We start from the raw sequence: 26,985 nt of genomic DNA on the forward strand, positions 1-26,985 counted from the left end.
TTAGTTCGGATTATCTATGTAATAGATTTATGAAGTTACCCAATTAAACAAAAGCTGCCTCATTACGAGACAGCTTGCAAGTAGTAATTAAATTAGCGTACTTCTGTACCTTCAATTGTTGCAATGGCTTTTAACACCTTATTATGTGCTGCAACAACCTCTTCGTCTGTTAATGTACGCTCTGGATCGAAGTATGTTAGGGAGAATGCAACTGATTTTTTACCAGCTTCCATTTTTTCACCTTCATATACGTCGAATACACGAACATCTTTCAATAATTTCACACCTGCTGAACGAATAGCCGTAATAACTTCTCCAGCCGTTGTTGTACGATCCATGATAAGTGCAATATCACGAGACATAGCTGGGAAACGAGGCACTGGCGTATAGGCAAGAGGTGCTTCTTTGGCTGTAGCATTTAATAATGCTACTAGGTTCATTTCCATTACATATGTGTCTTTTACACCCCATGTTTTTTGTTCTGCTGGATGTAAGCCGCCGATAATGCCGACTTGTTCACCATCTAAAAGAATGCTAGCTGTACGTCCTGGGTGTAAACCATCTACTTCAGCTTTCACAAATGATATACGATCCTCTAAACCTAGCTTACCGATAACACCTTCTACGATTCCTTTTAAAACGAAGAAATCTACCGCTTTTTTCTCGCCCTGCCAAGCGTGATCTAGCCATTTTCCTGTTAAAACTGCTGCCACATGCTCTTCCTCATATGGTTGCCCTTCTTCTGATTGACCGAGGAAAACTGAACCGACTTCATACAATGCTACAGTTTCAGCCTTACGCGCAACATTATAAGCAGCCGCTTCAATTAAATGCGGTAGAAGACTTTGACGCAGTGTTGAACGTTCCTCACTCATCGGCATTAGTAAACGTGTTACAGGCTCCGCTTTCAATGCAAAACGTTGTGACAACGCTTCAGATGTTAATGAGTACGTTACAGCTTGGTAAAGACCTGCACCCTCCATGAAATTGCGCACTACACGACGATTTGCTTGGTATGGTGTTAGACGACCTACCTGGTTTGCTCCTTCTGGTAATGTCATCGGAATTTCATCATAACCGTATAGACGAGCAATTTCCTCTACGATATCTTCTTCAATTTTAATATCTTGACGACGTGTTGGGGCATCAACGATCAATAAACCATTTGCAGCTTCTACACCAAATTTAAGACGCTCTAAAATAGACAGCATATCTTCTAATGAAATTTTCATACCTAAACGTTCATTGATAAAATCTGGAGAGACCACAACACGTGCTGGTGATTTATCAAGTTCATCCACGATGCATGTTCCTTCTAACACTTCACCACCAGCTAATTCAGCTAGTAGTGCAGCAGCACGTTCTGCAGCCGGTAACACACGGTTAGGGTCAACACCCTTTTCAAAACGAGCTGAAGCATCTGAACGGAGCCCAAGATGACGTGATGTTTGGCGTACAGTTAAGCCTTCGAAGTAAGCAGATTCAATAACAACCGTTGTAGTAGATTCAGTTACTTCAGAATTTGAACCACCCATTACACCTGCGATAGCTACTGGCTCTTTACCATTTGTAATAACTAAATCTGTCGCTTTTAATGTACGTTCTTGGTCATCTAATGTCGTGATTTTTTCACCCTCTGTTGCTTTACGAACCACGATTTCGCCAGTCGCTAGGCTATCGTAGTCAAAGGCGTGAAGCGGTTGACCATATTCCATTAAAATATAGTTCGTTACATCGACAACATTGTTGTGCGGGCGTACCCCTGCTGCCATTAGACGATTTTGTAGCCACATTGGTGATTCTGTAATTTTTACGTTTTTCACAACTTTTGCAACATACATTGGATTTGCTTGTAAATCTTCTACTCGAAGTTTTAACATGTCTTCAGCTTTTTCAGAAGATGTGCTATAAGAAATTTCTGGATACTTTACTTCCTCTGAAAAAATTGCACCGACTTCATACGCCACGCCTAACATTGACAGTGCATCTGAGCGGTTTGGCGTTAAACCAAGTTCTAATACTGTGTCACGTAGACCTAAAATAGCAAGGGCATCCGAGCCGACTTCAGCATCAGCAGGAAGTACATAAATACCTTCAGAATATGCTTTAGCAACAAGTTTTCCTTCGATCCCTAACTCTTGCAATGAACAAATCATACCGTTTGATTCATGTCCACGAAGTTTTGCCTTTTTTATTTTAATGCCACCTGGTAAATGTGCACCTGGACGAGCCACAATAACTTTTTGACCAGCATCGACGTTTGGAGCACCACAAATAATTTGTTGTGGCTCAGTTTCACCTACATCCACTTGGCAAATATTTAATTTATCCGCTTCAGGATGCTTCTCTTTTGATACGACATAGCCGACTACAACTTTATCCATTCCGTTAGCACGATCAATTACTGCATCTACCTCAATCCCAGAGCGCGTAATTTTTTCAGCTAACTGTTCAGGTGCTAAGTCCTGTGTGTTTACATAATCTTTTAACCATTCTAATGATACTAACATTTTTTATCCCCCTTACGCCTCTGTTCGCTCGAATTGTGATAAGAAACGGGTGTCACTTGTATAGAAATGACGAATATCGTCGACACCATATTTCAACATTGCGATACGTTCTGCACCGATACCGAATGCAAAACCTGAAACTTTCTTCGGATCATAGCCGGCCATTTCAAGTACATTTGGATGTACCATTCCTGCACCTAAAATTTCAATCCAGCCTGTGCCTTTACATACGTTACATCCTGAACCACCACATTTGAAGCAAGAAATATCCATTTCAACAGACGGCTCAGTGAATGGGAAGAAGCTCGGACGCAAACGAATTTCACGGTCATCACCAAACATTTTTTTCGCTAGAGTATCTAATGTACCTTTAAGGTCACTCATTCGAATATTTTCGCCAATAACTAACCCTTCAATTTGCATAAATTGATGTGAGTGTGTGGCATCATCGTTGTCACGACGGAATACTTTCCCTGGACAAATAATGCGTATAGATTCACCTTTTTTCGCTTCCATTGTGCGAGCTTGCACTGGAGATGTATGTGTACGCAATAATATTTCCTCGGAAATATAGAACGAATCCTGCATATCACGAGCAGGGTGTCCCTTCGGCAAGTTCAGTGCTTCGAAGTTATAGTAATCCTTCTCTACTTCAGGACCTTCTGCAATTTCATAGCCCATACCGATAAATAAATCTTCAATTTCTTCAATAACGCGCGTTAGTGGATGACGATTTCCAACCTTAATTTCACGGCCAGGTAAAGTGACATCAATCGACTCACTTGCTAATTTTTCAGCAATTGCCGCTTCTTCTAGTACAGTCACTTTAGCCTCTAACACAGCCGTTACATTTTCACGAACTGTGTTCACTAATGCACCCATTTTCGGGCGTTCTTCTGCTGATAATTTACCCATCCCTTTTAATAAATCTGTGATAGGTCCTTTCTTTCCTAGATACGCTACTCGCACATCATTTAACTCTTTTAAATTTGCTGCCACTTCAATTTTAGCAAGTGCTTCTTGCTCTAACTGCTTTAATTGCTCTTCCATGTATATACCCTCCTTGATAAAATCAATTTCGCCTTAGCGTAATTGCCGCTGTCGCGCAGAAAACATTTGCCGCTGTCGCTTTGATCTCGCTACAGATAAACAACGCTTTCGGATTTTGAATTGTGCCCAGGCCTGCACGAGTGCCGACACGATGTCGGTCATTTCGGTAATACCACAGGACGTGGCGTTTTTACCGATGCAGGTCAGTTAGCCGTTTTCGCAGGATGCGAAGGTTTTAGGCTAACATCCTCTATTCATATGAAAATTCGTGACATCCGCTACTTTGATGGCATAAAAAAACTCGCCCCTAAAAAAGGGACGAGGACATTTTCGCGGTACCACCCTAGTTATTGCATGGCAAACTCCAAGCAATCACTTCATTGACGTAACGACTAGATTAAAGCCGGCTTACCTTTACAGCCTGTTGCTGGTCCCGGTAGCTGCTCGCAGGATGAATTCAAAACTGCATTGGTACGGCGCTAGCTCTCAATCTTCGGCCTACGCTCCCTGTCGTCCATTCACAATCTTTACTACTTCCCGGTCAAAGCATTTTTGTATTCAAGCTTACATTTTACATGTGATTATACAATACTATACCAATTCAAATCAAGAGCCATGTGCCTATTGCCATCGATATCGATGGTTCTATCGGTAATTTTAGGCTCCTCACCAAATGTTGTGGATGACATTTGTTAAATTTTATGCCACATATAAGTTGATTGGAGTGGAGACTGGGCGACTCCTTGGGAATCAGCGTCACAAATGAGACCCCGGAGCGAGCAACGCGAGTGAAGCGGCTCATCAGGCGCCCCCAGGAAGCTTTGCTCTGTGCGAAAGCGAAGCGTCAGCAACAATGTTTTATCTGTGCGAAAGCGAAGCGACAGCAACAAAGCGCCCAGTCGGAACGGAAATCAACCACACACTATGGTAATGAACGGCAATTTTAACGATTTCACCATATTTTTTAAATTACAGGTGTAATTGCTTAGATTGATTAATTACTTCACAAATCCATATAAAACGATTCCTGTTGCTACTGCTACATTTAGAGACTCCGCTTGCCCCAAAATTGGAATAATAATATTTTGATCTGTCATCGAAAGTAATTGTGGATGAATGCCACTACCTTCATTCCCCATCATTATTGCGAATGCACCCGTATGCTCAATATCACTATAGACAACTGCATCCTCATCTAAAGCCGTTCCAAATACTGGTACGCCATTATCCTGTAACTGCTCAATCCATTCCTCTAAATCGCCACGAAGGACAGGAATATGGAAATGCGAGCCTTGCGCAGATCGAAGTGTTTTAGGATTATATAAATCCGCACAGCCCTTGCCGAGTATGACTGCATCCAAACCAGCTGCATCCGCTGTACGAATCATCGTTCCAATATTTCCTGGATCTTGGACCGCATCAATTAGTAGCACCTTGCGCCACGAAGCCATTACATCTTCGTCTACCAAAGGCTGCTTACAAACTGCAAATACACCTTGAGACGTCTCCGTTTCAGCAAACTCCTTGGCAACAGCTGCTGTTACTTCAACGATGGCTACACTATCAATAGGCCAAAGCATTGGCAATTCTACACCTTCACGTACGATTAGCTGCAGCACCTGCTCGTTATTTTTTAATGCTTCCTCTACCAAATGGAATCCCTCTACTAGGAATTCTCCAGATCTTTCACGCTCTTTACGTGTTGTCGCTAGCTTCTTCCAATATTTCACTAACGCATTTTGCGTAGATTCAATTCTTTTCATCGTACCTCGTACCGCCTTTTTCCTATTTACTGTTCATTATTATACAGTAGAAAACGACAAATTACATAGTTATACGAAAACCATTATAAAGTTATGTCCATCACCGAGATACACGTTATAATTTTCAATAGTTTGACTCATCACCAAAAGTTGTGGATGACATTTGTTTAAACATTTACAATGTATTAGTTGATTGGAGTGGAAGCTGGGCGACTTCTTGGGGATCAGCGATAGAGGAACGAAGGCTAAGAGCATCACGTCCTGTGATAACGCCTTCGTGACCAACATCCTGTTGCCCCGAGACCCTGCAGCGAATGTTTTCTGTGCGAAAGCGTAGTGTTAACGTAGCGGCAGCAAATGTTTTATCTGTGCGAAAGCGAAGCGTCAGCAACAACAAAAGTGGCTCATCGGACGCCCCCAGGAAGCTCTGCTCTGTGCGAAAGCGAAGCGACAGCACAAAGCGCCCAGTCGGAACGGAAATCAACCACACGTTATGGTGACGAGCCAATATTTTAGGAAAACGGAACAATTGCTCATTTTTTTGTGATAGGTAATAACTGACCTTACCTTCTTACTGATTCCATGAATACATAAATAAACTTAAGGATGATAAATATGAAAAAAAATGTACATGTTGTAGGTGCCATTATTGAAAATGATAAGCATGAAATTTTTTGTGCGTTAAGAAATCCTAATATGGTACTAGCAAATTATTGGGAATTCCCTGGTGGTAAAATCGAAGAGGGGGAAACGCCAGAACAAGCTTTATCTCGTGAAATATTAGAGGAATTTAATTGTTCTATACAAGTTGGGGAAAAAGTTGAGGATACCATTTATGAATACGAAAAATTTATAGTACGCTTAGAAACATTTAAAGCGTCGATTATAAAGGGAGAGCCGGTCATGCTAGAACATGCTGAAATTAGATGGGTTCCTCGAAATGAACTTCTAAATCTTAATTTTGCTCCCGCTGATATTCCAGCAATCAATAAAATACTTGCCGAAAAATTGTAGGGATAGCATGAAACTTTAATCAGCAGGGGTTCTTCATCCCATTAGTAGTCTTCACCAATCGCTCCTTTATGAGCAGTTAATGTAGGAGAAAAGGGCAACAATGTTTGTTACCCCTCTGCATTCTGCTTTTTCTTTTATAGACTCTCATCTAAAGCCATTTTTTATTTGGCGGAATACTTTGAGGAAAATGAAATACATTAAACGGATCGTATTTTCCCTTTACTTCTCTAAGCATTCTAAGATTACGACCATAATAGGCAGTTGGCCAATCTTTTATATAACGATCAGGGAAATTCACATAATCTCCAACAGTGAAAGGTGACAAAGTCCGTCTTAAATTCTCGACCCACTGAATATTTTTTTCTTCTTCTTTAGCCTTTTCCCATGAGGTAATATACTCCTGAGCAATTAAAGCATTTCTATAATAATAAGCTGTTCGGCTTGACGCAATTTGACTTACCGCACCTCTAAGAGATTGCTGCCAAATAGTCGTATTTCTATTTGGAGCGTTAGATAAAAATTCTTTCATTTGTACAATGGCAACATGAGGGAATGGCCTTTCAATAAAGGATCCTGACCTTTTACGAAGGGCTGGTTTATTGCCGCTCGGTAAGTCGAAAAATTCTACAGCTTTAATATACGGTACTTCCTTTATCCATATATTCGTTGGTGACCCTGTTTTCCTCAATGGACGGAGTAGTTTCTTTAACTCAGATGCTGTACCTATAAACTCACCTTGAGCAACAATTTCACCCACTTGCTTAGATTTAAGCTCAATTTGTGAGGTCAAGCGTTCATCTGTATAAGGTGCCCATTTTTGCCATGCGTCAAAGGCTCGTTCAAAATCTTCCCATCCCCATGTAATGGAGAAAATCGATACGTTAGAAATAGGATACAGTTTAAATGTAAGAGCTGTAACGATGCCAAAATTCCCACCGCCCCCGCCACAACTTGCCCAAAATAAATCACTATTTTTCTGCTTGTCAGCTCGGATTACTTCAGCCCCTTCATGGCCACTTGCAACAACCATTTCTAGTTCCAGTAAATTGTCACATGTTAGCCCAAATGAACGCGATAGCATGCCAATTCCCCCACCAAGCGTCAAACCAACAACCCCTACACTCCCTTCAGTTCCTGCCGGGATTGTAAAACCATTTTCCCATAATACCCGATATACTTTTCCTAAATTAGCACCTGCTTCGATTTTCGCTGTCATATCTTGCTGGTTAATTGTTATTTCATTCATATCACTAACATCTATAACAAGACCTTCATTTAATATTGAATAATTTTCATAGTTATGTCTCCCACTTCTGATTCGAAATGGTTCATTATTTTCTCTCGCCCATCTTAATGCGTTGATAACGTCTTTCTTATGTCGACAAAATACAATGATACTCGGAAATTTGGGATCATTTAAGTTATTATTTGTTCTTGCTTGCTTATAGTCCGGATCTTTATGGTTAACGATTCTTCCTGTAAGCTTTACTTTCTTCAAAATACAGCTCCTCTCTCAAATGATGCAATGCATATGTTTTATCCTATGCTTATCACTTGGAAAGAATATGAAGATTGAAATTTTTATCGCTTAAAAATTAAAGATAAATGCTCATTCTCTATATTCATACATATGATGCTATATTGAAACTACCTAGGAGGTGTTCTAATGATTATTCATGTGGTGAGCGCTGGTGAAACCCTTTGGCAAATTGCAAACCACTATTCCGTACCTATCAATTCCATTATCCAATTAAACGCATTATCTCATCCAAACCAATTAGTCATCGGACAATCACTCGTGATCCCCTCTCCTTATACAACTCATACTGTAAAAAGGGGCGACACTTTATGGTCAATTGCTCAACAATATAGTGTGCCTATTCAATCAATTATCACAGAAAATCATTTAACAAATCCAGATGTTTTAACACCTGGAACTAAGCTCGTTATTCCACCTATTACACATATCGTGCAGCCAGGAGAGACACTATCGCAAATTGCCAATCAATACGGTACGACCGTTCAAGCAATCGTTGTGGAAAATGGAATTACAAACCCAAATATGATTTATGCTGGCACACGTTTGATTATCCCAAGAGCTAAGCCTTCCATTGAAGTAAATGCTTATACGTATCAAAAGCCTGAAGAAGCTGTTCGTTCGATTAACGCAATCGGTCATCTTCTTACTTATTTTAGCCCATTTGCTTACATGATTAAGGAGGATGGATCTTTACAGCCTGTAGAAGATAAAGAAATGCTTGATGCAGCTATTGCCAAAAACATTACACCTATGTTAACCCTGACGAATTTCTCTTCCACAGAAGCAGGATCCAACTTAGCGCATGTTATTTTATCTAGTGCAGCATTACAGGAAAAGGTCATCAACAATGCCCTGCAAGTGATGGAAGAAAAAGGCTATAAAGTATTAAATATTGATTTTGAAAATGTTCTTCCAGCAGATCGGGAAAATTACAATGACTTTCTTCAGTTAGCTGTTGACCGTCTTCACCCAAAAGGATTCCTAGTCTCAACGGCACTTGCACCAAAGACGAGCGCAACTCAGACAGGAACATTATATGAGGCACATGATTATGAGGCACACGGAAGAATTGCAGATTTTGTAATTTTAATGACATATGAGTGGGGCTATCGACTTGGTCCGCCACAAGCTATTTCACCCATTAATGAAATGAGAAAAGTTGTAGAATATGCTTTATCAGTAATGCCTGCTGACAAAATATTTTTAGGTTTTCAAATTTATGCTCGCGATTGGCTTCTGCCACATGTTAAAGGGCAAGAAGCAGAAACATTCAGTTCTCAAGAAGCCATAAACAGAGCTGTAAAATATGGCGCAATCATACAATATGATAGGGTCGCACAATCACCTTATTTTCGTTATGTTGACGAACAAGGTAGAAATCATGAGGTATGGTTTGAAGATGCTAGAAGTGCACAAGCTAAGTTTGACATGGTGAAGCAATATAATCTCCGAGGTATTAGTTATTGGGCACTAGGTTTTCCTTTCCCACAAAATTGGGCACTATTAAATAATGATTTTACCATCAAAAAGTTTTCTTTATAAATTCGACTCATCATCAAAAGTTGGAGATGATATTGGCTACATCAAAAGCCAATTATAAAAGTTAGCTTAGTATACGCAGTTAAGGATTTTCTATTAACACAAAATGATTTAGACATGTCTACATTAAACCCTTATTTTTCCCCAGTTTTTCCCATTATAAAAAATCAATTGAAAGCCATATTAAGAAATATCAAAGCGAAAGGAGAAACTAAACATGGGAAGAGACAATAAGCAAGGGCAAAGCGCCAACAAAGGGTCATTGCCTCAAACACCAAAAAATCAAAAAATAGCGCCAAACAAAGTTAGTGAAGAATTTTCTCAAGAGTTTATGGAACTTATTAATTCAGTTACTAAAGAAAAAAAGACAAAAAAATAAGGGGTACAACAAGTGGATTATAAACGTGCACAAGAAATTGTCGCCTCTCCATCAGAATATGAAGTAAGCTATAATGGCGTATCCGTCTGGATTGACAAGCTTCATGATGATGGTAAAACAGCAACTGTTCATTTACGTCGCTCTTTAGAGGAACGTTCCGAAGTAGACGTAGGAGAATTAAAGGAAGAATACCTCGCGCATTAAAACCTCATAATAAAAATCTGCTTACTTACAATGTGTGAAGTAAGCAGATTTTTTCTTTTTGAAAAATACAATTGCCAATATATAAATCCATTAAACGGAAGTAGAGCAGATGATATGAAAATTTCAACTTTAAATGATGTAATCCTCTTCATATTTCAGCCCTGTTAAAATATCACTTGCTTGAATGTGTAACTTTTTGTAGTTATTCGCAATTTGTTCAGCAGAAATTGGCTTACTAAATAAATAGCCCTGAATATAATCGCAATCACCCTCAATTAAGAAAGCAAGCTGCTCGACTTCTTCAATTCCTTCGGCAACAACCTTTAATCGCAAATGCTTCGCCATTGATAAAATCATAGCTACGAGTGCTTCATCATTTGGATTATGCTGAATATTTCGAACGAACGCCCGGTCAATTTTTAAGCAATCAATTGGAAAATCTTTAAGATACGACAGCGACGAATACCCTGTTCCAAAGTCATCCACAGCAATTTGGATACCAATTGCCTTTAATTCATGCAGTAGCTGTGTCATTTGATCGATATTCATCGTCATACTTTCCGTAATTTCTAATTGTAAATATTTTGGCTCTAAATTTGTACGCTGTAAAATTTCTTGTACCATTTGCACTAAATCTTGTTGGAATAATTGCCCAAGAGATAAATTAACAGCAACCTTCATGGGTGGTAGACCTTGCTTCTCCCATGTCTTCGCTTGAGAGCATGCTGTCTCTAAAATCCATTTCCCTAATGGAATAATTAGTCCAGATTCTTCTGCAATCGGGATAAACAACCCCGGTGAAACAAACCCACGTGTTGGATGACGCCACCGTACTAGCGCTTCGACCGATTCAATCTTACTAGTTTTTAAATTTACCTGAGGCTGAAAATCCAAATAAAACTCTTCATTAGCTAATGCCCTATGAAGCTCTTGCTCAATTAATATACGGTCAGCAATGCCATTTGACATATATGGCTTATAGAAAAGAAATCTTTGAGGCATTTGACTCGCTTCTCGCATTGCTAACTGAGCATGCATTAAAAGTTCTTCACCTGAGCAATCCTCATCATGCAGGGCAATTCCAAAATTAAGATTTCCGTTGAGAGAAAATAATTGCACTTGTAACGGTTTTTTCATAGCATTCTTCAAGTTACAGCAAAATTGTAATAGCTCTTCACTCGTTGTTACTTGATCAATATAAATAATAAACTGCCCCTCACGAAGCTTGGTTGCATAATAATAAGGTGGTAATATAGCTTGTATTCTCTCAGCCACGAGCTTCATCATTTCATTGGAATAGCTAATACCTATAGACGAGCGGATGGCTACAAGGCGATCAATCTCAATTGCAATGATTGCTTTTTGATGGTTATTGGCATGTAAATCCTCTTTTAAGGTTTTTAATAATAGATGTTCATTCGGGAGCCCTGTAATATCATCATGAAAAGCTTGAAAGCGTAGCTCCTGCTGCGAATACTCAAGGTCTTGCTTTATCTTTAATAATTGCCGATACGGTTTTTCGACCGATGTATAATATAGTGCTTTTAGGAAAAAGTAAAATGCAAAAAATTGATAAATAAGTGCTGAAAAACCCCAAATAGATTCCCTATCTTTAATGAAAACAAAGAAAATATCACTAATAATTAAATAAATTGCAGCGCTATTTAGCCATATTTCTCGTTTTGGCAACTGTTTTATATACTTACTTAAAATCACGATCGTTGTACCTTGTAAGACAGCAGACAACAAATGAACAATAGTATTAACTTTATTCAACAATTGTTCTTCAAGCAAGAAATATTTTGAAGAGAAATATACTAATACAAAACTCAACAATACAAATAGTAAGGAACTTCCATATGTATAAAAACGATCATTCATCTTTAAGTGTTTTTTGGGCTTTAAAATAATAAAGAGAAAACCGATTGATAAGCACAATCTCATTATTATATGTAAAAGCATATCCATATATTGTGTTTCTGCTATTGGATTTTGAGTGATAACTAAGCTCACTATTTCCAATAAGGCGATGATAAAAAATAAATTACCTATGTATAATATTTGATTTGATAATAAGTGTGGAAAAACGAGCCAAGATTGAATAGCGATTGCCATCGTACAAACAATAATTAGTATTTGTATAATCAAATTCAAGCATATGTAGCTTTCTTCCTTAAAAATATCGAATATCCAATCACTTATACCTAATAGTGGTATAACTAGCAATAATGGCAATACTATATACCAAACCTCTTTCTTTTCTAGCTCTAATTGATTCAACCATTTCTCCAACAAAAACCCTCCATACCCAATATCTATCTTTAAATAGGTAATTTTATCTATCTAAAGGAGGCTCTTCATCAAAATATGTATATGACTACACATTCCACGGAAATCACCTCTACATGATGGTGATAAGCCTTTTTATTAATTTCTTACAAATCATAACATTTTTATGCCAAAACGAAAGTATGCCAATATTCATTTCCCATTTTGATATTAGCATACTTTTGATGTTTTATCGCTCTATTCTTCTCTAGAAGATAACAGTTCACGCAGTTTAATCATTATTCTTGTGCGTCTTTTTTTAACTGCATCTACAGATAAACCTAGTTCTTTAGCTATTTCCAAGTAACTATAACCTTCTACATAAAAAAGTAGTAATATTTTTCTTTCTTCTTTTTTTAAACAGGACATAATACATTCTGTATGAACGGGATTTCTCTTACTTATTTCATAATCACGAACATAATTTATCGTTTCATGGTCCATAGGTGTATAATTCTTTAGAAATAGCCTCTCCTTTGAAAGTTCTTTTAAAATTTCTCCTTTGACGCATGTATAAATATAAGCAGAAAACTGCCCTTTTGAAGGGTCCGCTTTGCGCCAAGCCTCCCAAACAGCTATAGATGCTATATGACGATAATATTCAAAGTCCTTGTAAATTCGGCACTTTACTAAAATCGATGTGATCATCGGCTGGACAAATTCCAATACTTCTTCAAAAGGTTGTTCAGGTGATAGCTTTTGCTTATTACGCTGTGTTGTCATCCTATTTTCCTGTCGACTATGCACAGTCCATTATTCCTAGGTACCTCTATCTTAATTATTATACTACGAGTATGTCGAACGGCCATTTTGACGGTATGACTAGAGAGTTTTTATAAACCATAATTAATGTTTATACACGATAACAGTACGATATTTCAGAAATCAAATGTTTTTACTGGATTTCTATACATATTTCTAAAAAGGTTGGACAGATTACTACTAAGGAGGCGAAATAGATGAATTTTCAAATAAGAGATGCGATTACGACAAACGTACATGGTCAATCTGCGGCCGAATTTAAGGATATTGTCGAGGATGCTATTAGCCGTGGTGAAGAGCATCTACTGCCAGGGCTTGGTGTGTTTTTTGAAAAATGGTGGCAGCAGTCTAGTCCTGCTGAGCAGGATGCATTTGTTCAAAAACTAGAAAAAGTCTTTGCTCACTAATTTTTTATAGACAGTTCATTCCATTTCCAATAAATGCGTGATAAAGTTTTATTTATCAGAAAATTTGGAGGGGTTGGAATGACTGTTGCTGTAGAATTAATAGTAAATCAACTAAAAGAGGTTTTAACTGAAGAACAGGTGTCAACAAACGAAACAGTGCGACAGCTACATGGAAGGGACGAATCTCATCATTCAATAAGCTTACCAGATATCGTTGTCTTTCCTCGTTCCACGGCCGATGTCAGTGCCATCTTAAAAATTGCGCATGTGGAACGTGTACCCGTCGTACCTTTCGGTGTTGGCTCAAGCTTGGAAGGAAATGCAATTCCTATTGCAAATGGCATTTCTATCGATTTCTCTGAAATGAATACTATTTTAGAAATTCGACCAGATGACCTGCTAGTAAAAGTACAACCAGGTGTAACACGTGCCCAATTGAATAAAGAATTAAAAAAACATGGGCTTCAATTCACTGTTGATCCTGGTGCTGATGCTACACTTGGTGGCATGGCAGCGACAAATGCCAGCGGAACAACAGCAGTGCGCTATGGAGTGATGCGCGATCAAGTACGAGATTTAGAGGTTGTACTCGCAGATGGCACAGTCATTCATACCGGTAGCTTAGCAGCAAAATCGTCTTCTGGTTATCACCTGAATGGTCTTTTCATTGGCTCTGAGGGTACACTAGGTTGCTTTACAGAATTAACTTTACAAGTTTATGGTATACCCGAATTTGTCACTGCAGGACGCGCAGTTTTTGCGACAGTTGGCGATGCTGTCAGTGCAGTAACCGCATTGTTGCAGGCGGGTATTTCAATTGGTCGTGTTGAACTGGTCGATGAAGCCTCTATCAAACAAGCTAATATTTATAATGAAACATCCTATAATGAAAAACCAACACTATTTTTAGAATTTCACGGAAATGAAGCAGGTATGCATGCTGATATAGAATTTGCTAGTGAAATTTTTGAGGACTTTGGTTGCCTTTCTGTTGAATTTGAACAAGACAATGCAGCACGTAATAAGCTCTGGGAGGCACGCCATTCATTGGCCTATGCATATATCCATGCCTATCCGGGGAAAAAGCTTATGTCGACTGACGTTTGTGTGCCCATATCTATGCTTGCTGATTCTGTTTTATATGCTCGTGAACAGCTTGAGCAAGTTGGTCTTGCAGGCGGAATTGTAGGTCATGTTGGAGACGGTAACTTCCATGCCCTGTTAATGTTAGATCCAAATGATGCTGAGGAACAAGCAAAAGCCGACCGCTTCAATGAACATATTGTCCAATACGCTCTACTACGTGGTGGCACTTGTACCGGTGAACATGGTGTTGGTATTGGAAAAATGAAATATCAGTCTACAGAGCACGGAACATCTCTATTGGTGATGAAGAGCATTAAGGCAGCACTTGACCCACATAATATTATGAATCCAGGGAAGATTTTCAGCATGTAAACTTATGATCACTTTTAAACAAAGGAACCCGTTGGAATATCAACCGGTTCCTTTGTTTAGATCATCAAATGAATACCCGCTAAACAAGAAAAAAAGCAACCTAGCGTCTCCCAGGTTACTTTATTATGTAGCGATGTGGTCATCCACCTTGATAACATACATCGCATGTGGCTTACATCCCTCTGTCTGCAACCACTGTTATGTTATTCACATTGGCACCCCCTGTTGCCAATATGAACTCTATCTATATAGTACTTCTCAAACTGAGAAGCAGAATGCTTTATGTCAGTCCTTACTCGATATAATCTATTATTGCATTAAGCTAGAATTGAGGCTAGCACTGCTTTTTGTGCATGAAGTCTATTTTCTGCTTGCTCAAAGATGTAGGAATTTGGGCCATCAATAACAGACGACGCTACTTCTTCTTCACGATGCGCTGGTAAACAGTGCAGGAACATGTAATTCGGCTTTGCGTATGCAACAAGTTCATCATTAATTTGGTAACCTGCAAAGTCTTCTAGACGTTTTGCCGTTTCCTCTTCTTGCCCCATTGACGTCCATACATCAGCGTACACTACGTCCGCATGTAAAACTGCTTCTACAGGATCATTTGTGATTGTAATAGTACTACCATTTGCTGCCGCGATAGCCTGAGCTTTTGCGATCACCTCTGCATCACATTCATAGCCAACTGGTGTTGCCACTGCCACGTTCATTCCTACATGTGCAGAAGCTACCACTAATGAGTGCGCCACATTGTTGCCATCTCCAACATAGGCAATTTTAAGTCCCTTTAGTTCCCCTTTATGTTCAGCGATTGTTTCTAAATCAGCTAAAGCTTGGCATGGGTGATAAATATCCGTTAGTCCATTAATAACAGGTATAGATGCATGCTCTGCAAGCTCTTTCACCATAGCATGAGAATTTGCACGAATCATAATACCATCTAAATAGCCTGATAACACATGTGCTGTATCATAAATCGATTCACCACGACCAATTTGTAAATCACGCGCATGCATAAACATACCTTTTCCACCTAATTGATTCATGCCTACTTCAAATGAAATACGAGTACGAGTTGAATGTTTTTCAAAAATCATGCCGAGCGTCTTACCTTCTAGCAGCTTCGGACATTTCTCTTCTTTTGTAATTATTTTCAGCTGTGTTGCTAACTCAACTAACTGTTGAACTTCTTCACTTGTATAGTCTAGCAAGGTTAGTAGGTCTTTACCTTTTAAGCTAGACACTAACTTTAACTGTACTTCCTCGAGTAATTTCATAGCATTCGCTCCTTATTTCGTTACTGTTGAATCAAGTATAGCATGCATAAATATAAAATCAACTGAATTTTTATGTTTATTTTCAAAAATTAGAAATCTTTCTTGAAATGTGACTAAAATACGAATTATTGAATTTTTATTCATAAATCGAAAAATAACCCTCAACCTCACATTCCAGATAATTGCATTATTGTTATTCCATTTTTATAATTAAATGTATTGATTATTTTAGTGGTAAAATAAATGGATAAAGAACTAGTACATCTTAGTAAAGAGATTGATAAAAAGATTGCAGAGAAGTGCTTATCGAGTTAGATACACGAGGATTCTTTGTTTTCAGAAGCAAGTGGAAATGAAGCTTGCTAACCTAATAAAGAGGATTTGTTTCATTTATACTACATATTCTTAGCTCATCACATGACATTTATTAAAACAGATGCTATGTATATAAGTTGATTGAAGTGGAGACTGGGCGACTCCTTGGGGATCAGCGATAGAGGAACGAAGGCTAAGAGCATCACGTCCTGTGATAACGCCTTCGTGACCTACATCGTGTAGGCCCGAGACCCTGTGTTTTCTGTGCGAAAGCGTAGTAGCTTCAGCAACTGGGTTTTATCTGTGCGAAAGCGAAGCGACAGCAACATTGTTTTATCTGTGCGAAAGTGCAACGACAGCAACATTGTTTTATCTGTGCGAAAGTGCAACGACAGCAACATTGTTTTATCTGTGCGAAAGTGCAACGACAGCAACATTGTTTTATCTGTGCGAAAGCGTAGTGCTAACGTAGCGGCAGCAACAACAAAGTGCCCAGTCGGAACGGAAATCAACCACACGTTATGGTGGTGAGCCATATTTTTGAAATTACATTCTATTATTCCAGATCAACAGAAAAATAAACGTTTGTAATGGAGGTATTATTGTGGATTTATATGATTTAAAAAAGGACATATTTAAAATTGCTTATCCCTTTATAAAAACTCGCCCAAATGTTGCTTTATCCATCGGCATTATTGATCAAAACAAAGAAGCTACTTTTACTTTCAATGGCTCTAATTTTATGCTAGAAGAAAAGCCTTATATATATGAGGTTGGGTCCATTTCTAAAGTTTTTACTACGTCAATCTTAGGTGAAATGCTTCAGGAAGGGAAAGTTCATTTAGAAGATTCTATCGGCAACTATTTTTCTGCACTCCCTGATCATCACCCCGTGACGCTAAAACGTCTAGCAAATCATACATCAGGTCTGCCAGGTATAGGTGTGCTTAAGAATATTTACAATCTTTTTGACACTCAAACACCTCGTGATCCTTTTTGCCAATATTCACTGGACGAGACGATACATTATTTTAAAACACATACAAATGAGCCAAAAGTTAAGTTTAGATATTCAAATGTAGGCATGGGGCTTTTAGGGAATATTTTAGCCAATACGCTACATACTGATTTTGAAACAGCTATCAAACAAAGATTAACAGATCCTTTAGAATTACAAAGTACATTTATTTCTATCCCTCCCGATAAAAAGGAGGCGATATTACAAGGATATGGTATCCGAGGGCATAAAAAGCCTCCTCTCCACATGAATAACTTTATGGCAGCAGGGGCAATCCGTTCAACGGTTGATGATCTATTAAAATTTATGAAAGCTCATTTAAGCGATGAAAATTTAGGTTATACATTCACACACCAAGCTACTGAAACTATTTCAAAAGATTTAAGTATTGGTTTAGGATGGCTTCTTGAGGACGGTATTATTTGGCATAACGGTTCAACAAAAGGCTTCTCTAGTTATTTGGGGTTTGATAAAGCACAGCAAACAGGGGTCGTTGTTCTATCCAATTATCGATCCAATATATTGACAATAAATCCTGGACAAATTGGTAGAGATATATTAAAGCTTTTACAAGATGAATAGATACTTTATCTGAATACAAAATGAAATTCTTCGCTTTTCATTTTTATCATGAGATCGACATAAAAATACAAAACAGCCCTCAAACAAAAGAGGGCTGTTTTACTTATAATGCTTAATTTATTCACTGCATCACAGTTTAATTGTTGATTTTAATAACTTACAACAAATATTCAAATCACTTTACCAACCGCCACGATTCTGAATTTCGTCTGTTTTAGAATCAATGTTACGTGCAAATTCTTTCACTTTTTGTACAGAATCATCAATTTGACGCTTCGTTGTTTGAATGCGATTTGCTATGCTAATCAATTGCGAAGGTTCTGGTGGGCTTGGCTGATTCGCAAGCATCATCAATTCTTGTTGAATACCTTCGAAATTAATGCCAGCATTTGTAATCATGTCACAAGCTAAAGTGATTTGAGAAGCAGTGTGGTCTACTGAATCGGCAACTCGCTGATTGTTATTCCAATTCGTGCGGCCTCCACCCATATATGAATTCATCTGGCGTTCCCCCTATCCTTGTAGCTTATCTGTTAACTCATCAATTTCAGTAATTTTTTTGTTAACACCGTCAGTAAAAGAATCAATTTCATCCGTTAATTTATCAACATCTTTTACGTTGCGTTGAACTTCGGCTAAGTTATTTAATGCATTTTGCACTTTACCAGTAATACCCATAGCTACGCTTTCTAACATCGCTTTTACATGAGGTGGCGCATCTTGGCCAACTTGCGCTAGCAACATATCAACTTGTGGCTGAATTTCAGTCAATGTAGTTTGAGCGTTAATTAATTCGCGTGAACAAGAATTCAATTCATTGTCGATTTTGTCTGAAGAACGGTCAATGTTCGCTTGAACATCCTTGATTTCACCTAACACCTTGTCAATTTTGTTGCCAACTTCTCTTGCGGTAGATTTACTAATAATCATAATTGCAAGTTCCTCCTAGAAAAAAATATGTTTATTCATATATATTACCAAAAAACTCTTATTCTTCCTAGCACTATTATCCAATTAGTAAGACAGATATATTTCTTAGGTCTAACCAATGCGAAAAGCCTCCTAACATCCTAGTTAGAAGGCAAAAATAATAGTTCAATTTAGTTCTTTATACTAAATTAGTCGAAAATAATCTTATTCACTGCATCACGGTCTAATTTTTTAATAACTTCTACCACTAATTTTACAGCATTATCATAATCGTCACGATGTAAAATACCTGCATGTGAATGGATATAGCGTGTAGCTATACCGATTGATAGTGCTGGCACTCCATTAGCAGTAATGTGCATTGAGCCAGCATCTGTACCGCCACCAGCCATTGCTTCGAATTGGTATGGAATATTATTATCATCTGCTACATCTAATACAAATTCACGTAAGCCACGGTGTGATACCATTGAGGCATCGTAGACAACAATTTGTGGACCAGCGCCCATTTTACTAGTTGATTCCTTCGCAGTTACTCCTGGTGTGTCTCCTGCTACACCTACATCGACAGCAAAGCCAATGTCTGGTTGGATTTTATGCGTAGCAGTTTTCGCACCACGAAGCCCTACTTCCTCTTGTACGTTCCCTACAGAATAAAGAATATTAGGATGCTTTTCATTTTTCAAAGCTTTCATAACATCTATTGCAATTGCACAACCAATACGGTTATCCCACGCTTTTGCTAATAGATACTTTTCGTTTTTCATCACGTTAAATTCAAAATATGGTGTGACCATATCGCCAGGACGTACGCCCCATTCAAGCACTTCATCTTTTGAAGCTGCACCAACATCGATAAACATATCTTTAATGTCTACCACTTTGTTACGCACATCTGCTGGTAAAATATGAGGTGGTTTTGAACCAATAACCCCAATAATTTCATCGCCTTTACGTGTTGTAATTGTTACACGCTGCGCAAGCATAACCTGGCTCCACCAACCGCCTACAGTTTGGAATTTGATGAACCCTTTGTCATCGATTTGAGTAACCATAAAGCCTACTTCATCTAAATGACCGGCAACCATAATTTTAGGACCATTTTCATCGCCAACTTTTTTAGCAATGACGCTCCCTAAATTATCTGTTTCAACTGAGTCTGCAAATGGTGCAATGTATTTTTTCATAACCTCACGTGGTGCACGTTCATTACCTGCAATACCATTCGCATCCGTTAAATCTTTAAACATTTGTAATGTTGGATCTAGTTGTGTCATCCTTTTGCCTCCTGCTCCTTGTATCCCCTCTATTATACTTCGTTTACCGAAATATTCCTAGCCTAAATCGTCTGAAAATTGGTGTATTTCTTACTTTAATATCCCGAACGCTGACGATTATAATTCTCTTCGTTTTTCTCTATATAGGCCCCAACAACGTCCTCAAACGTAAAACCTAGATTGTACGCAAGTAATCCATAGCATTGCCAAATAGCTAAATAACTATCCTCTGTTGGCTGACTAATAAACGTTAAAATATAGTCCTGTGTCATTAAAAATGTCTCTGTTAAATCTCGCTTCTCTTCAATTACTGGCCATTTTTCTATCGCTGTAAAACCTTTTAATAGGCCAAGTGATAATATAAAATGAATAGAATCCACATATTCCTCTAAAATCACATCACGCTCTGAGGGTCCCTTTGTGCTCCAAAACTTAAAGCAACGAGTTTCATTAGCAAGTTCGGCCAGCTCTACCATTAATGCTAAACCTTTTTCTTTAAATACATCACGATCAATTTTTTGTGTTTTTTCGATGAAATCATCAAGCTCTTTCTGCATTTTAAACAAATGTTGTAAATTCATTTTTTTCTCCTAAATTTCTTAAAATTATTTATAAAAAGTGAAACTAATTGCCCCCTTCAATCGTATAGGAGGGAATAACCTTTCTTCAAGGGGGAAATTGAAAATGTTGCCATTACTTATTCGACTTGCTGTTATTGCGCTTATTATCTATGTATTTTATAAAGCGATTCGTTATATAACCGATCCTAAGCGAAAACTTGATGAAGCCTATGAAAGAGGCCACTATTATTTTTATGATGACGTCAAAAATGTCCGAAAAAATTTCTTTATCTCTTATAAGGGTGCTCTTTTCGAAGGTGAAAAATACCTTGGTACTACTGATGATGCCTTTGAAGTTGTTACGATTTTTGTTGGCGCCCGTGACGCCGCTAAACTGCAAGGTTTTTCGAAAAAAGACTTTGAATACCTCCAGCAGGAAATCCTATTGAACTATCCAAGCGCAAAAATAAACTGGAAACAACCCATTGAAAAGCTTATGCACAACACATCCTCTTGATGAGGATGTGTTTTTAATATATCGCAACATTTTTTACGATTTATCGGAAACATTTTAGGCTTTATCGGAATATTTTCGAGATTTATCGGAAACTTTTTAAGTTTTATCGGAATATTTTTGCGTTTTTTCACCAGATTTGTACGATGATAAAAATTTGAATAGCTGCTAGTAACGGGAATCCAAATGCAAAACTGTTATGGCGTGTTTTATGACGGAATAAATACATCCCTAGTACGCCACCTACTGCACCACCAGCAATTGCTAATGTAAATAACGTACGTTCAGCAATACGCCATTCATGCTTTTTCGCTTTTGATTTATCCAAGCCCATCATCACGAGCAGAACTATAGAAACAACTGCCATATAGGCCAATAATGCTTGCGCCATTGAGTACTCCTTTATTTTTATTATTTACTACTACTCTAACACAAAAAAAGACTGACGGATAAGTCCATCAGTCTTTTAAGAAATTTTGCACCTGTCGCTTCGCTTTCGGTGCTGAAATAATTTTTAACTTCGTCAAAAATTATTTAGCTACTGCTTTTTTAGCAGATTCAGCTAATTGAGTGAATGCTGCTGCATCAGTTACAGCTAGGTCAGCTAACATTTTACGGTTAACTTCGATACCAGCAACTTTTAAACCGTGCATTAAGCGGCTGTATGAAAGACCGTTCATGCGAGCAGCTGCGTTGATACGAGTGATCCATAATTTACGGAAATCACGTTTTTTCTGACGACGGTCACGGTATGCATATTGACCTGACTTCATCACTGCTTGGTTAGCAACTTTATATAATGTATGTTTAGAACCGTAGTAACCTTTAGCTAATTTCAATACTTTTTTACGACGTTTGCGCGTCACTGTTCCGCCTTTTACGCGTGGCATATGAATTACCTCCTGCTTTTCATTTAAAAATGAATGTTAGTATTTTGTTTGTGTAGTCAAATTATTTCATGTAAACAAGTAATGATTTGATGCGTTTGAAGTCACCAGATGAAACGATGTTTGCTTTACGTAGGTGACGTTTTTGTTTTGTAGATTTGTTTGCGAATAAGTGGCTTCCATAAGCACGGTCATATTTTAATTTACCTGAACCCGTTTTTTTGAAACGTTTCGCAGCTCCACGGTGAGTTTTCATTTTTGGCATGTCGAATTCCTCCTAAACTGTTCGTCTAATATTATTTCTCGTTCTTTGGTTGAAGAACTAAGAACATGCTTCGGCCTTCCATCTTCGGTTTTTGTTCAACCGTCGATACTTCAGCACAAGCTTCAGCAAAACGATCTAATACACGTTGACCAATGTCTTTGTGTGTAATCGCACGACCTTTGAAACGTAGGCTACATTTTACTTTATCGCCTTTTTCAAGGAATTTAATCGCATTACGTAGCTTCGTTTGGAAATCATGCTCATCGATTGTTGGGCTCAGACGAACCTCTTTCATTACGATGACCTTTTGATTTTTACGAATTTCACGGTCTTTCTTTTGCTGTTCAAACTTAAATTTACCATAGTCCATGATACGAGCGACTGGCGGCTTGGCTTGAGGGGCCACAAGGACAAGATCCAAGTTTACACGAGTGGCGATTTCTAGCGCTTCGTTACGTGTCTTTACACCAAGCTGGTCACCATTGTGATCGATTAATCGAAGTTCACGTGCGCGAATGCCTTCGTTTACATACATGTCTTTGCTAATAGTAATCCACCTCCAAGTAGTTGTCGCGAATACATGGTTTGGGCAAAGCCTTGCCCGGTTGAACGGTACATCCTCTTGTCATGTCCATAAAAAAAGGACGGACACTTGAAGATGTCCGCCCGCTATATGTGCATGCGCAAGTCAGCGCAAAACAATTCAACGTGTCATACCTGTTCACAGCCTAAAAGCGTTGTATCAGGTGAGAAGCGGGCAGCCTCTACTTCAACCACAAACTTTGTATTCATTAACCTTAACTATATTAACATGTACTTCATAAGCTGTCAAATGTTTATTTAAATTATTTCTAATAAAATAACCTAAAAACTTTTAATCTAAACTATTATGACGGTTTTCATCAAAACGTGGGGTTGATTTCCGTTCCGGCTGGGCGCTTTCCTGGGGGCGTCCGATGAGCCCCAAGGAGTCGCCCAGCCTCCACTCCAATCAACTTATATAAATGACATACGTTCTAACAAATGTCATCCCAAACTTTTGATAATCTTGCCCAGCGAATTCTAATCCTTTTTCAATCTGAACAAATTCACCGGCAAAATCATTAAAATTATTTTGTAATTTCTGCTTTAATATTAGCTAGGAAGTCTTGGAAGCTAATTGTTTCTGAATCTTTTGAGCCATAACGACGCACATTAACGCCACCAGCCTCAACTTCTTTATCACCGATGACAAGCATATACGGGATTTTTTTCATTTGTGCTTCACGGATTTTGTAGCCTAATTTTTCTTCACGGTCATCCATTTCAACACGTAAGTCCGCTGCAGTTAATTGCTCTTCAATTTGTTTTGCATAATCAAAGTGTGCTTCGTTTGAAACCGGGATAACTTCAACTTGTACTGGTGCTAACCAAGTTGGGAATGCACCTTTATATTCTTCGATCAAGAAAGCAACGAAGCGTTCCATTGTTGATACGACACCACGGTGAATAACAACTGGACGATGTGGTTTACCATCTTCTCCAACGTAAGTTAGGTCAAAGCGCTCTGGTAATAAGAAGTCAAGCTGTACTGTTGATAAAGTTTCTTCCTTACCAATTGCAGTTTTCACTTGTACGTCAAGTTTAGGACCGTAGAATGCAGCCTCACCTTCAGCCTCGAAGTAATCTAAGCCAAGCTCATCCATTGCTTCTTTTAACATGCTTTGTGCTTTTTCCCACATTGCATCGTCATCGAAGTATTTCTCAGTATCAGCTGGATCACGGTAAGATAAACGGAATGAGTAATCATTTAAATCGAAGTCTTTGTAAACTTCTAAAATTAACTGTACTACTTTTTGGAATTCCACTTTAATTTGGTCTGGACGAACGAAGATATGTGCATCGTTTAAAGTCATCCCACGTACACGTTGTAAGCCTGAAACAGCTCCTGACATTTCGTAACGGTGCATTGTACCAAGCTCTGCAATACGTAATGGTAGGTTACGATAAGAATGCATACTGTTTTTGTACACCATCATATGGTGAGGACAGTTCATCGGACGCATAATTAATGTTTCATTGTCCATTTCCATTGGTGGGAAAATTGAATCTTGGTAGTGATCCCAGTGACCAGAAGTTTGGTAAAGCTCTTTAGAACCAAGTACTGGTGTGTAAACATGCTTGTAACCAAGTGATAACTCTTTATCTACGATATAACGCTCAATAATACGACGAATTGTCGCACCATTTGGTAGCCATAGTGGTAATCCTTGACCAACCTTTTGAGAAGTTGTAAATAATTCTAATTCTTTCCCGATTTTACGGTGATCACGTTCTTTTGCTTCTTCAAGCATTTGAAGGTGATGTTTTAATTCTTCTTTTTTAAAGAATGCTGTACCATAAACACGTTGTAGCATTTTGTTATCTGAGTTACCTCTCCAGTAAGCACCCGCTAATGAAAGAAGTTTGAACTCACGAAGCTTGCCAGTTGATGGTACGTGGATGCCTCGGCAAAGATCGAAAAATTCACCTTGGTGGTAAATAGATACTTGCTCATCTGCTGGAATTGCTTCAAGTAATTCTAATTTGTATTCATCGCCAACTTCTTCATAGATTGTTTGTGCTTCTGCACGGCTAACATTTTTGCGCTCTACTTCAAGGTTTTCAGCGATAATTTTTTTCATTTCTTTTTCGATTACTGGTAGGTCTTCAGCTGTAATTGGTGTCGGTGCATCAATATCATAGTAGAATCCACCTTCAATAACTGGACCAATTCCAAGTTTAACTTCTGGGAATAAACGTTTAATCGCTTGTGCTGTTAAGTGTGCAGTCGAGTGACGTAGAATTTCAAGTGCTTCCTCATCATCTTGTGTAATAATCGAAATTGTTGCGTCCTCTTCAATTGGTGTTTTTAAATCAACTAAGACACCGTTTACTTTACCCGCATACGCTTTTTTACGAAGTCCTGGGCTGATTGATAATGCCACATCATCAGTAGATGTACCTTTTGCAAATTCCTTTACAGCGCCATCTGGGAAAGTTAATTTAATCATATCTGACATTTTGTTTGCACTCCTTAATGTTTTTCTGGGATACATTGATTGAGAAAACGGTATAGACTTTCCGGATTGAGCATCTTTTACCCGGTGTGAGTAGATTCAAGCGACTACTCAAGAAAATAAAAAAGCTCCGTCCCTAACAAAAGGGACGAAGCGTATGCTCGTGGTTCCACCCTTCTTCCTTCCGACTCTAATAAGCCAGACGAAGCTCAAGGCTAGCTAACGGGCTAGGGACCGGCGAAAGATTTTCCCTTTCGCTGCTCAGTAGGTAGTAAATGATGTGCTCTAACTAGGAAGCTTACAGCCAATGACTTCCCTCTCTAAAAGCTGATACACAAAACTCATGTCCTCATCAATGCATTTTCTTAATTATTATATGAGACAGTATACGCTCGATTGTCGCAAAATGCAACAGTCAATCTTACATACGGCGATTTTTTCCGCGCATTTCAATCGGCTCTGTCAAGGCTTTGACACGTTCCATAATACGTCCAGCCTTCACGACTTCTATGTCACCTTTTTGCGTCTGTGCTAAATGATGCTCTAATTCATCATAATTAAAGTTAGATGTAATGAACGTTGGCAATTGCTCTGCCATACGATAATGGAAAATAGTCCCCAGAATTTCATCACGAGTCCATGCGGTCATTGTTTCAGCTCCTAAATCATCAAGCATGAGCACCGGAGCCTTTTTCACATAATCAATTTTTTCATTCAATGTATTATCGCCAATTGCATTTTTCATTTCTCGTAAAAATTCAGGCACGAAAACAACTACTGAACGAATTTTGATGGAGGCTAACTCATTCGCAAGTGCACCAAGTACAAAAGATTTTCCTACACCAAATTTTCCATATAAATAATAACCCTTTGCGGGAAGCTTTCCTGTTTCTAATGTTGTCTTCACAAATTGTGCCGCTTTTTGCGCAATCATAACACGAGATTCATCGTCAATGAGTAAATCTTGTATTGTCGCTTGCAGCACATCCTTCGGCATATGCATGCTCGCAATCATATTAGCTACGTCACGACGCTCTTCCTCACGTATCTTTTGCTCACATCGCACATAATCAATTTCAATGGTACTCCGCACTACACGTAAAGTTGGTAAAAAACCTTTTAAATAGTTTGTACAACTTTCTGTATTGTCACAGCCACAGCAAGTAGTAGATTGACTAATAAACTCATGAAGCTTCGGTAAATTACGTTCAATTGTCGCATAGCTTAACTCATTTGCATGTTCTGTTAAAAATTCTTGTACACGAGGGTTTTCTAAAATTTCTTGACGCATCGCTTCGTAACGTTCTTGAAATGATGGTACATTAATTGCTCTTTTTAATGGTCCATTAATTGGTTCGATTG

Annotated in this window: 28 protein-coding genes; 11 read left to right on the top strand and 17 right to left on the bottom strand. The window is 38.4% G+C overall.

Annotation, left to right across the window (positions count from 1 at the left end):
* Window positions 1-92 precede the first annotated feature (92 nt).
* Together pheT and pheS are read right to left on the bottom strand one after the other, a co-directional pair.
* On the bottom strand, window positions 93-2,510 hold the full coding sequence (pheT, locus tag BFJ97_RS07110) for a phenylalanine--tRNA ligase subunit beta (RefSeq protein WP_068983932.1): 2,418 nt from the start codon (window positions 2,508-2,510) through the stop codon (window positions 93-95).
* Window positions 2,511-2,522: 12 nt separating this feature from the next.
* Complete coding sequence (gene pheS, locus BFJ97_RS07115; protein ID WP_068983933.1) at window positions 2,523-3,560, bottom strand: phenylalanine--tRNA ligase subunit alpha; 1,038 nt, start codon at window positions 3,558-3,560, stop codon at window positions 2,523-2,525.
* A 788-nt stretch (window positions 3,561-4,348) separates the two neighbouring features.
* On the opposite strand from pheS, the gene BFJ97_RS24555 reads away from it, so the two are divergent.
* Window positions 4,349-4,507: a hypothetical protein gene (locus tag BFJ97_RS24555; RefSeq protein WP_175401695.1), complete on the top strand. Its 159-nt coding sequence runs from the start codon at window positions 4,349-4,351 to the stop codon at window positions 4,505-4,507.
* Window positions 4,508-4,558: 51 nt separating this feature from the next.
* On the opposite strand, the gene BFJ97_RS07120 is transcribed toward BFJ97_RS24555, so the two are convergent.
* On the bottom strand, window positions 4,559-5,323 hold the full coding sequence (locus BFJ97_RS07120) for a TrmH family RNA methyltransferase (protein ID WP_068983934.1): 765 nt from the start codon (window positions 5,321-5,323) through the stop codon (window positions 4,559-4,561).
* A gap of 357 nt (window positions 5,324-5,680) precedes the next feature.
* On the opposite strand from BFJ97_RS07120, the gene BFJ97_RS24560 reads away from it, so the two are divergent.
* Window positions 5,681-5,839: a hypothetical protein gene (locus tag BFJ97_RS24560; protein ID WP_175401696.1), complete on the top strand. Its 159-nt coding sequence runs from the start codon at window positions 5,681-5,683 to the stop codon at window positions 5,837-5,839.
* 99 nt (window positions 5,840-5,938) lie between these two features.
* Window positions 5,939-6,337, top strand: a complete 399-nt coding sequence (locus BFJ97_RS07125) for a (deoxy)nucleoside triphosphate pyrophosphohydrolase (protein ID WP_068983935.1) — start codon at window positions 5,939-5,941, stop codon at window positions 6,335-6,337.
* Between the two features lie 148 nt (window positions 6,338-6,485).
* Here BFJ97_RS07125 and BFJ97_RS07130 read toward each other — a convergent pair whose 3' ends face one another.
* Window positions 6,486-7,835, bottom strand: a complete 1,350-nt coding sequence (locus BFJ97_RS07130; RefSeq protein WP_068983936.1) for an FAD-binding oxidoreductase — start codon at window positions 7,833-7,835, stop codon at window positions 6,486-6,488.
* Between the two features lie 168 nt (window positions 7,836-8,003).
* Here BFJ97_RS07130 and BFJ97_RS07135 point away from each other — a divergent pair, with 168 nt between their 5' ends.
* From BFJ97_RS07135 to BFJ97_RS07140, 3 genes are all read left to right on the top strand, one after another.
* Window positions 8,004-9,419, top strand: coding sequence for a LysM peptidoglycan-binding domain-containing protein (locus BFJ97_RS07135; RefSeq protein ID WP_068983937.1), 1,416 nt, complete (start codon window positions 8,004-8,006; stop codon window positions 9,417-9,419).
* Between the two features lie 214 nt (window positions 9,420-9,633).
* Window positions 9,634-9,795: a YfhD family protein gene (locus tag BFJ97_RS24565; RefSeq protein ID WP_175401697.1), complete on the top strand. Its 162-nt coding sequence runs from the start codon at window positions 9,634-9,636 to the stop codon at window positions 9,793-9,795.
* A 12-nt stretch (window positions 9,796-9,807) separates the two neighbouring features.
* The gene (locus BFJ97_RS07140; RefSeq protein WP_068983938.1) at window positions 9,808-9,999 is read left to right on the top strand and encodes an H-type small acid-soluble spore protein; all 192 of its coding nucleotides are present in this window, start codon (window positions 9,808-9,810) and stop codon (window positions 9,997-9,999) included.
* 129 nt (window positions 10,000-10,128) lie between these two features.
* On the opposite strand, the gene BFJ97_RS07145 is transcribed toward BFJ97_RS07140, so the two are convergent.
* A complete protein-coding gene (locus BFJ97_RS07145; protein ID WP_223555415.1) occupies window positions 10,129-12,291 on the bottom strand; it encodes a bifunctional diguanylate cyclase/phosphodiesterase in 2,163 nt (720 codons plus the stop codon).
* A 234-nt stretch (window positions 12,292-12,525) separates the two neighbouring features.
* The gene (locus BFJ97_RS07150; protein WP_068983939.1) at window positions 12,526-13,050 is read right to left on the bottom strand and encodes a sigma-70 family RNA polymerase sigma factor; all 525 of its coding nucleotides are present in this window, start codon (window positions 13,048-13,050) and stop codon (window positions 12,526-12,528) included.
* 236 nt (window positions 13,051-13,286) lie between these two features.
* On the opposite strand from BFJ97_RS07150, the gene sspI reads away from it, so the two are divergent.
* Window positions 13,287-13,496, top strand: coding sequence for a small acid-soluble spore protein SspI (gene sspI / locus BFJ97_RS07155; RefSeq protein WP_068983940.1), 210 nt, complete (start codon window positions 13,287-13,289; stop codon window positions 13,494-13,496).
* 78 nt (window positions 13,497-13,574) lie between these two features.
* A complete protein-coding gene (locus tag BFJ97_RS07160) occupies window positions 13,575-14,954 on the top strand; it encodes an FAD-binding oxidoreductase (protein ID WP_068983941.1) in 1,380 nt (459 codons plus the stop codon).
* Window positions 14,955-15,271: 317 nt separating this feature from the next.
* Here BFJ97_RS07160 and argF read toward each other — a convergent pair whose 3' ends face one another.
* A complete protein-coding gene (argF, locus tag BFJ97_RS07165; RefSeq protein ID WP_068983942.1) occupies window positions 15,272-16,237 on the bottom strand; it encodes an ornithine carbamoyltransferase in 966 nt (321 codons plus the stop codon).
* A 643-nt stretch (window positions 16,238-16,880) separates the two neighbouring features.
* Here argF and BFJ97_RS24570 point away from each other — a divergent pair.
* Together BFJ97_RS24570 and BFJ97_RS07170 are read left to right on the top strand one after the other, a co-directional pair.
* A complete protein-coding gene (locus tag BFJ97_RS24570; RefSeq protein ID WP_175401698.1) occupies window positions 16,881-17,024 on the top strand; it encodes a hypothetical protein in 144 nt (47 codons plus the stop codon).
* Window positions 17,025-17,156: 132 nt separating this feature from the next.
* Window positions 17,157-18,152, top strand: coding sequence for a serine hydrolase domain-containing protein (locus BFJ97_RS07170; protein WP_068983943.1), 996 nt, complete (start codon window positions 17,157-17,159; stop codon window positions 18,150-18,152).
* 180 nt (window positions 18,153-18,332) lie between these two features.
* Here the strand turns inward: BFJ97_RS07170 and BFJ97_RS07175 are convergent, their stop codons facing one another.
* The 4 genes from BFJ97_RS07175 to BFJ97_RS07190 all read right to left on the bottom strand — a co-directional run bounded on the left by BFJ97_RS07175 (window position 18,333) and on the right by BFJ97_RS07190 (window position 20,940).
* The gene (locus BFJ97_RS07175) at window positions 18,333-18,653 is read right to left on the bottom strand and encodes a hypothetical protein (RefSeq protein ID WP_068983944.1); all 321 of its coding nucleotides are present in this window, start codon (window positions 18,651-18,653) and stop codon (window positions 18,333-18,335) included.
* 12 nt (window positions 18,654-18,665) lie between these two features.
* Window positions 18,666-19,082: a hypothetical protein gene (locus BFJ97_RS07180; protein ID WP_068983945.1), complete on the bottom strand. Its 417-nt coding sequence runs from the start codon at window positions 19,080-19,082 to the stop codon at window positions 18,666-18,668.
* Window positions 19,083-19,270: 188 nt separating this feature from the next.
* The gene (locus BFJ97_RS07185; protein ID WP_068983946.1) at window positions 19,271-20,359 is read right to left on the bottom strand and encodes a M42 family metallopeptidase; all 1,089 of its coding nucleotides are present in this window, start codon (window positions 20,357-20,359) and stop codon (window positions 19,271-19,273) included.
* Between the two features lie 95 nt (window positions 20,360-20,454).
* Entirely contained in the window at window positions 20,455-20,940 is a 486-nt protein-coding gene (locus BFJ97_RS07190; protein WP_068983947.1) for a dUTP diphosphatase, read from the bottom strand.
* A 103-nt stretch (window positions 20,941-21,043) separates the two neighbouring features.
* Here BFJ97_RS07190 and BFJ97_RS07195 point away from each other — a divergent pair, with 103 nt between their 5' ends.
* A complete protein-coding gene (locus BFJ97_RS07195) occupies window positions 21,044-21,436 on the top strand; it encodes a sigma-w pathway protein ysdB (RefSeq protein ID WP_068983948.1) in 393 nt (130 codons plus the stop codon).
* A 127-nt stretch (window positions 21,437-21,563) separates the two neighbouring features.
* Here the strand turns inward: BFJ97_RS07195 and BFJ97_RS07200 are convergent, their stop codons facing one another.
* The 6 genes from BFJ97_RS07200 to dnaI all read right to left on the bottom strand — a co-directional run bounded on the left by BFJ97_RS07200 (window position 21,564) and on the right by dnaI (window position 26,974).
* Window positions 21,564-21,824, bottom strand: coding sequence for a DUF1294 domain-containing protein (locus tag BFJ97_RS07200; RefSeq protein WP_068983949.1), 261 nt, complete (start codon window positions 21,822-21,824; stop codon window positions 21,564-21,566).
* 139 nt (window positions 21,825-21,963) lie between these two features.
* Window positions 21,964-22,323: a 50S ribosomal protein L20 gene (gene rplT / locus BFJ97_RS07205; RefSeq protein ID WP_049667524.1), complete on the bottom strand. Its 360-nt coding sequence runs from the start codon at window positions 22,321-22,323 to the stop codon at window positions 21,964-21,966.
* A gap of 61 nt (window positions 22,324-22,384) precedes the next feature.
* Window positions 22,385-22,585: a 50S ribosomal protein L35 gene (rpmI, locus tag BFJ97_RS07210; RefSeq protein ID WP_004226312.1), complete on the bottom strand. Its 201-nt coding sequence runs from the start codon at window positions 22,583-22,585 to the stop codon at window positions 22,385-22,387.
* Window positions 22,586-22,616: 31 nt separating this feature from the next.
* A complete protein-coding gene (gene infC, locus BFJ97_RS07215) occupies window positions 22,617-23,120 on the bottom strand; it encodes a translation initiation factor IF-3 (RefSeq protein ID WP_024363824.1) in 504 nt (167 codons plus the stop codon).
* A gap of 574 nt (window positions 23,121-23,694) precedes the next feature.
* A complete protein-coding gene (thrS, locus tag BFJ97_RS07220) occupies window positions 23,695-25,626 on the bottom strand; it encodes a threonine--tRNA ligase (protein WP_068983950.1) in 1,932 nt (643 codons plus the stop codon).
* A gap of 418 nt (window positions 25,627-26,044) precedes the next feature.
* Window positions 26,045-26,974: a primosomal protein DnaI gene (dnaI, locus tag BFJ97_RS07225; RefSeq protein WP_223555464.1), complete on the bottom strand. Its 930-nt coding sequence runs from the start codon at window positions 26,972-26,974 to the stop codon at window positions 26,045-26,047.
* Between the last annotated feature and the right edge of the window lie 11 nt (window positions 26,975-26,985).

The organism is Lysinibacillus xylanilyticus (genome assembly GCF_001708185.1).
GTDB classification, from domain to species: domain Bacteria; phylum Bacillota; class Bacilli; order Bacillales_A; family Planococcaceae; genus Lysinibacillus; species Lysinibacillus xylanilyticus_A.

Excerpts from the sequence above, each read along its gene's own strand:
- argF (WP_068983942.1), bottom strand. The coding sequence starts at position 16,237 with ATGAAATTACTCGAGGAAGTACAGTTAAAGTTAGTGTCTAGCTTAAAA.
- BFJ97_RS07135 (WP_068983937.1), top strand. The coding sequence starts at position 8,004 with ATGATTATTCATGTGGTGAGCGCTGGTGAAACCCTTTGGCAAATTGCA.
- BFJ97_RS07150 (WP_068983939.1), bottom strand. The coding sequence starts at position 13,050 with ATGACAACACAGCGTAATAAGCAAAAGCTATCACCTGAACAACCTTTT.
- sspI (WP_068983940.1), top strand. The coding sequence starts at position 13,287 with ATGAATTTTCAAATAAGAGATGCGATTACGACAAACGTACATGGTCAA.
- BFJ97_RS07180 (WP_068983945.1), bottom strand. The coding sequence starts at position 19,082 with ATGATTATTAGTAAATCTACCGCAAGAGAAGTTGGCAACAAAATTGAC.
- BFJ97_RS07200 (WP_068983949.1), bottom strand. The coding sequence starts at position 21,824 with ATGGCGCAAGCATTATTGGCCTATATGGCAGTTGTTTCTATAGTTCTG.
- BFJ97_RS24565 (WP_175401697.1), top strand. The coding sequence starts at position 9,634 with ATGGGAAGAGACAATAAGCAAGGGCAAAGCGCCAACAAAGGGTCATTG.
- BFJ97_RS07185 (WP_068983946.1), bottom strand. The coding sequence starts at position 20,359 with ATGACACAACTAGATCCAACATTACAAATGTTTAAAGATTTAACGGAT.
- BFJ97_RS07175 (WP_068983944.1), bottom strand. The coding sequence starts at position 18,653 with ATGAATTCATATATGGGTGGAGGCCGCACGAATTGGAATAACAATCAG.
- BFJ97_RS07190 (WP_068983947.1), bottom strand. The coding sequence starts at position 20,940 with ATGAATTTACAACATTTGTTTAAAATGCAGAAAGAGCTTGATGATTTC.
- infC (WP_024363824.1), bottom strand. The coding sequence starts at position 23,120 with ATGTATGTAAACGAAGGCATTCGCGCACGTGAACTTCGATTAATCGAT.
- BFJ97_RS07195 (WP_068983948.1), top strand. The coding sequence starts at position 21,044 with ATGTTGCCATTACTTATTCGACTTGCTGTTATTGCGCTTATTATCTAT.
- rpmI (WP_004226312.1), bottom strand. The coding sequence starts at position 22,585 with ATGCCAAAAATGAAAACTCACCGTGGAGCTGCGAAACGTTTCAAAAAA.
- pheS (WP_068983933.1), bottom strand. The coding sequence starts at position 3,560 with ATGGAAGAGCAATTAAAGCAGTTAGAGCAAGAAGCACTTGCTAAAATT.
- thrS (WP_068983950.1), bottom strand. The coding sequence starts at position 25,626 with ATGTCAGATATGATTAAATTAACTTTCCCAGATGGCGCTGTAAAGGAA.
- rplT (WP_049667524.1), bottom strand. The coding sequence starts at position 22,323 with ATGCCACGCGTAAAAGGCGGAACAGTGACGCGCAAACGTCGTAAAAAA.
- BFJ97_RS07125 (WP_068983935.1), top strand. The coding sequence starts at position 5,939 with ATGAAAAAAAATGTACATGTTGTAGGTGCCATTATTGAAAATGATAAG.
- pheT (WP_068983932.1), bottom strand. The coding sequence starts at position 2,510 with ATGTTAGTATCATTAGAATGGTTAAAAGATTATGTAAACACACAGGAC.
- BFJ97_RS07120 (WP_068983934.1), bottom strand. The coding sequence starts at position 5,323 with ATGAAAAGAATTGAATCTACGCAAAATGCGTTAGTGAAATATTGGAAG.
- BFJ97_RS24560 (WP_175401696.1), top strand. The coding sequence starts at position 5,681 with ATGTTTTATCTGTGCGAAAGCGAAGCGTCAGCAACAACAAAAGTGGCT.
- BFJ97_RS07160 (WP_068983941.1), top strand. The coding sequence starts at position 13,575 with ATGACTGTTGCTGTAGAATTAATAGTAAATCAACTAAAAGAGGTTTTA.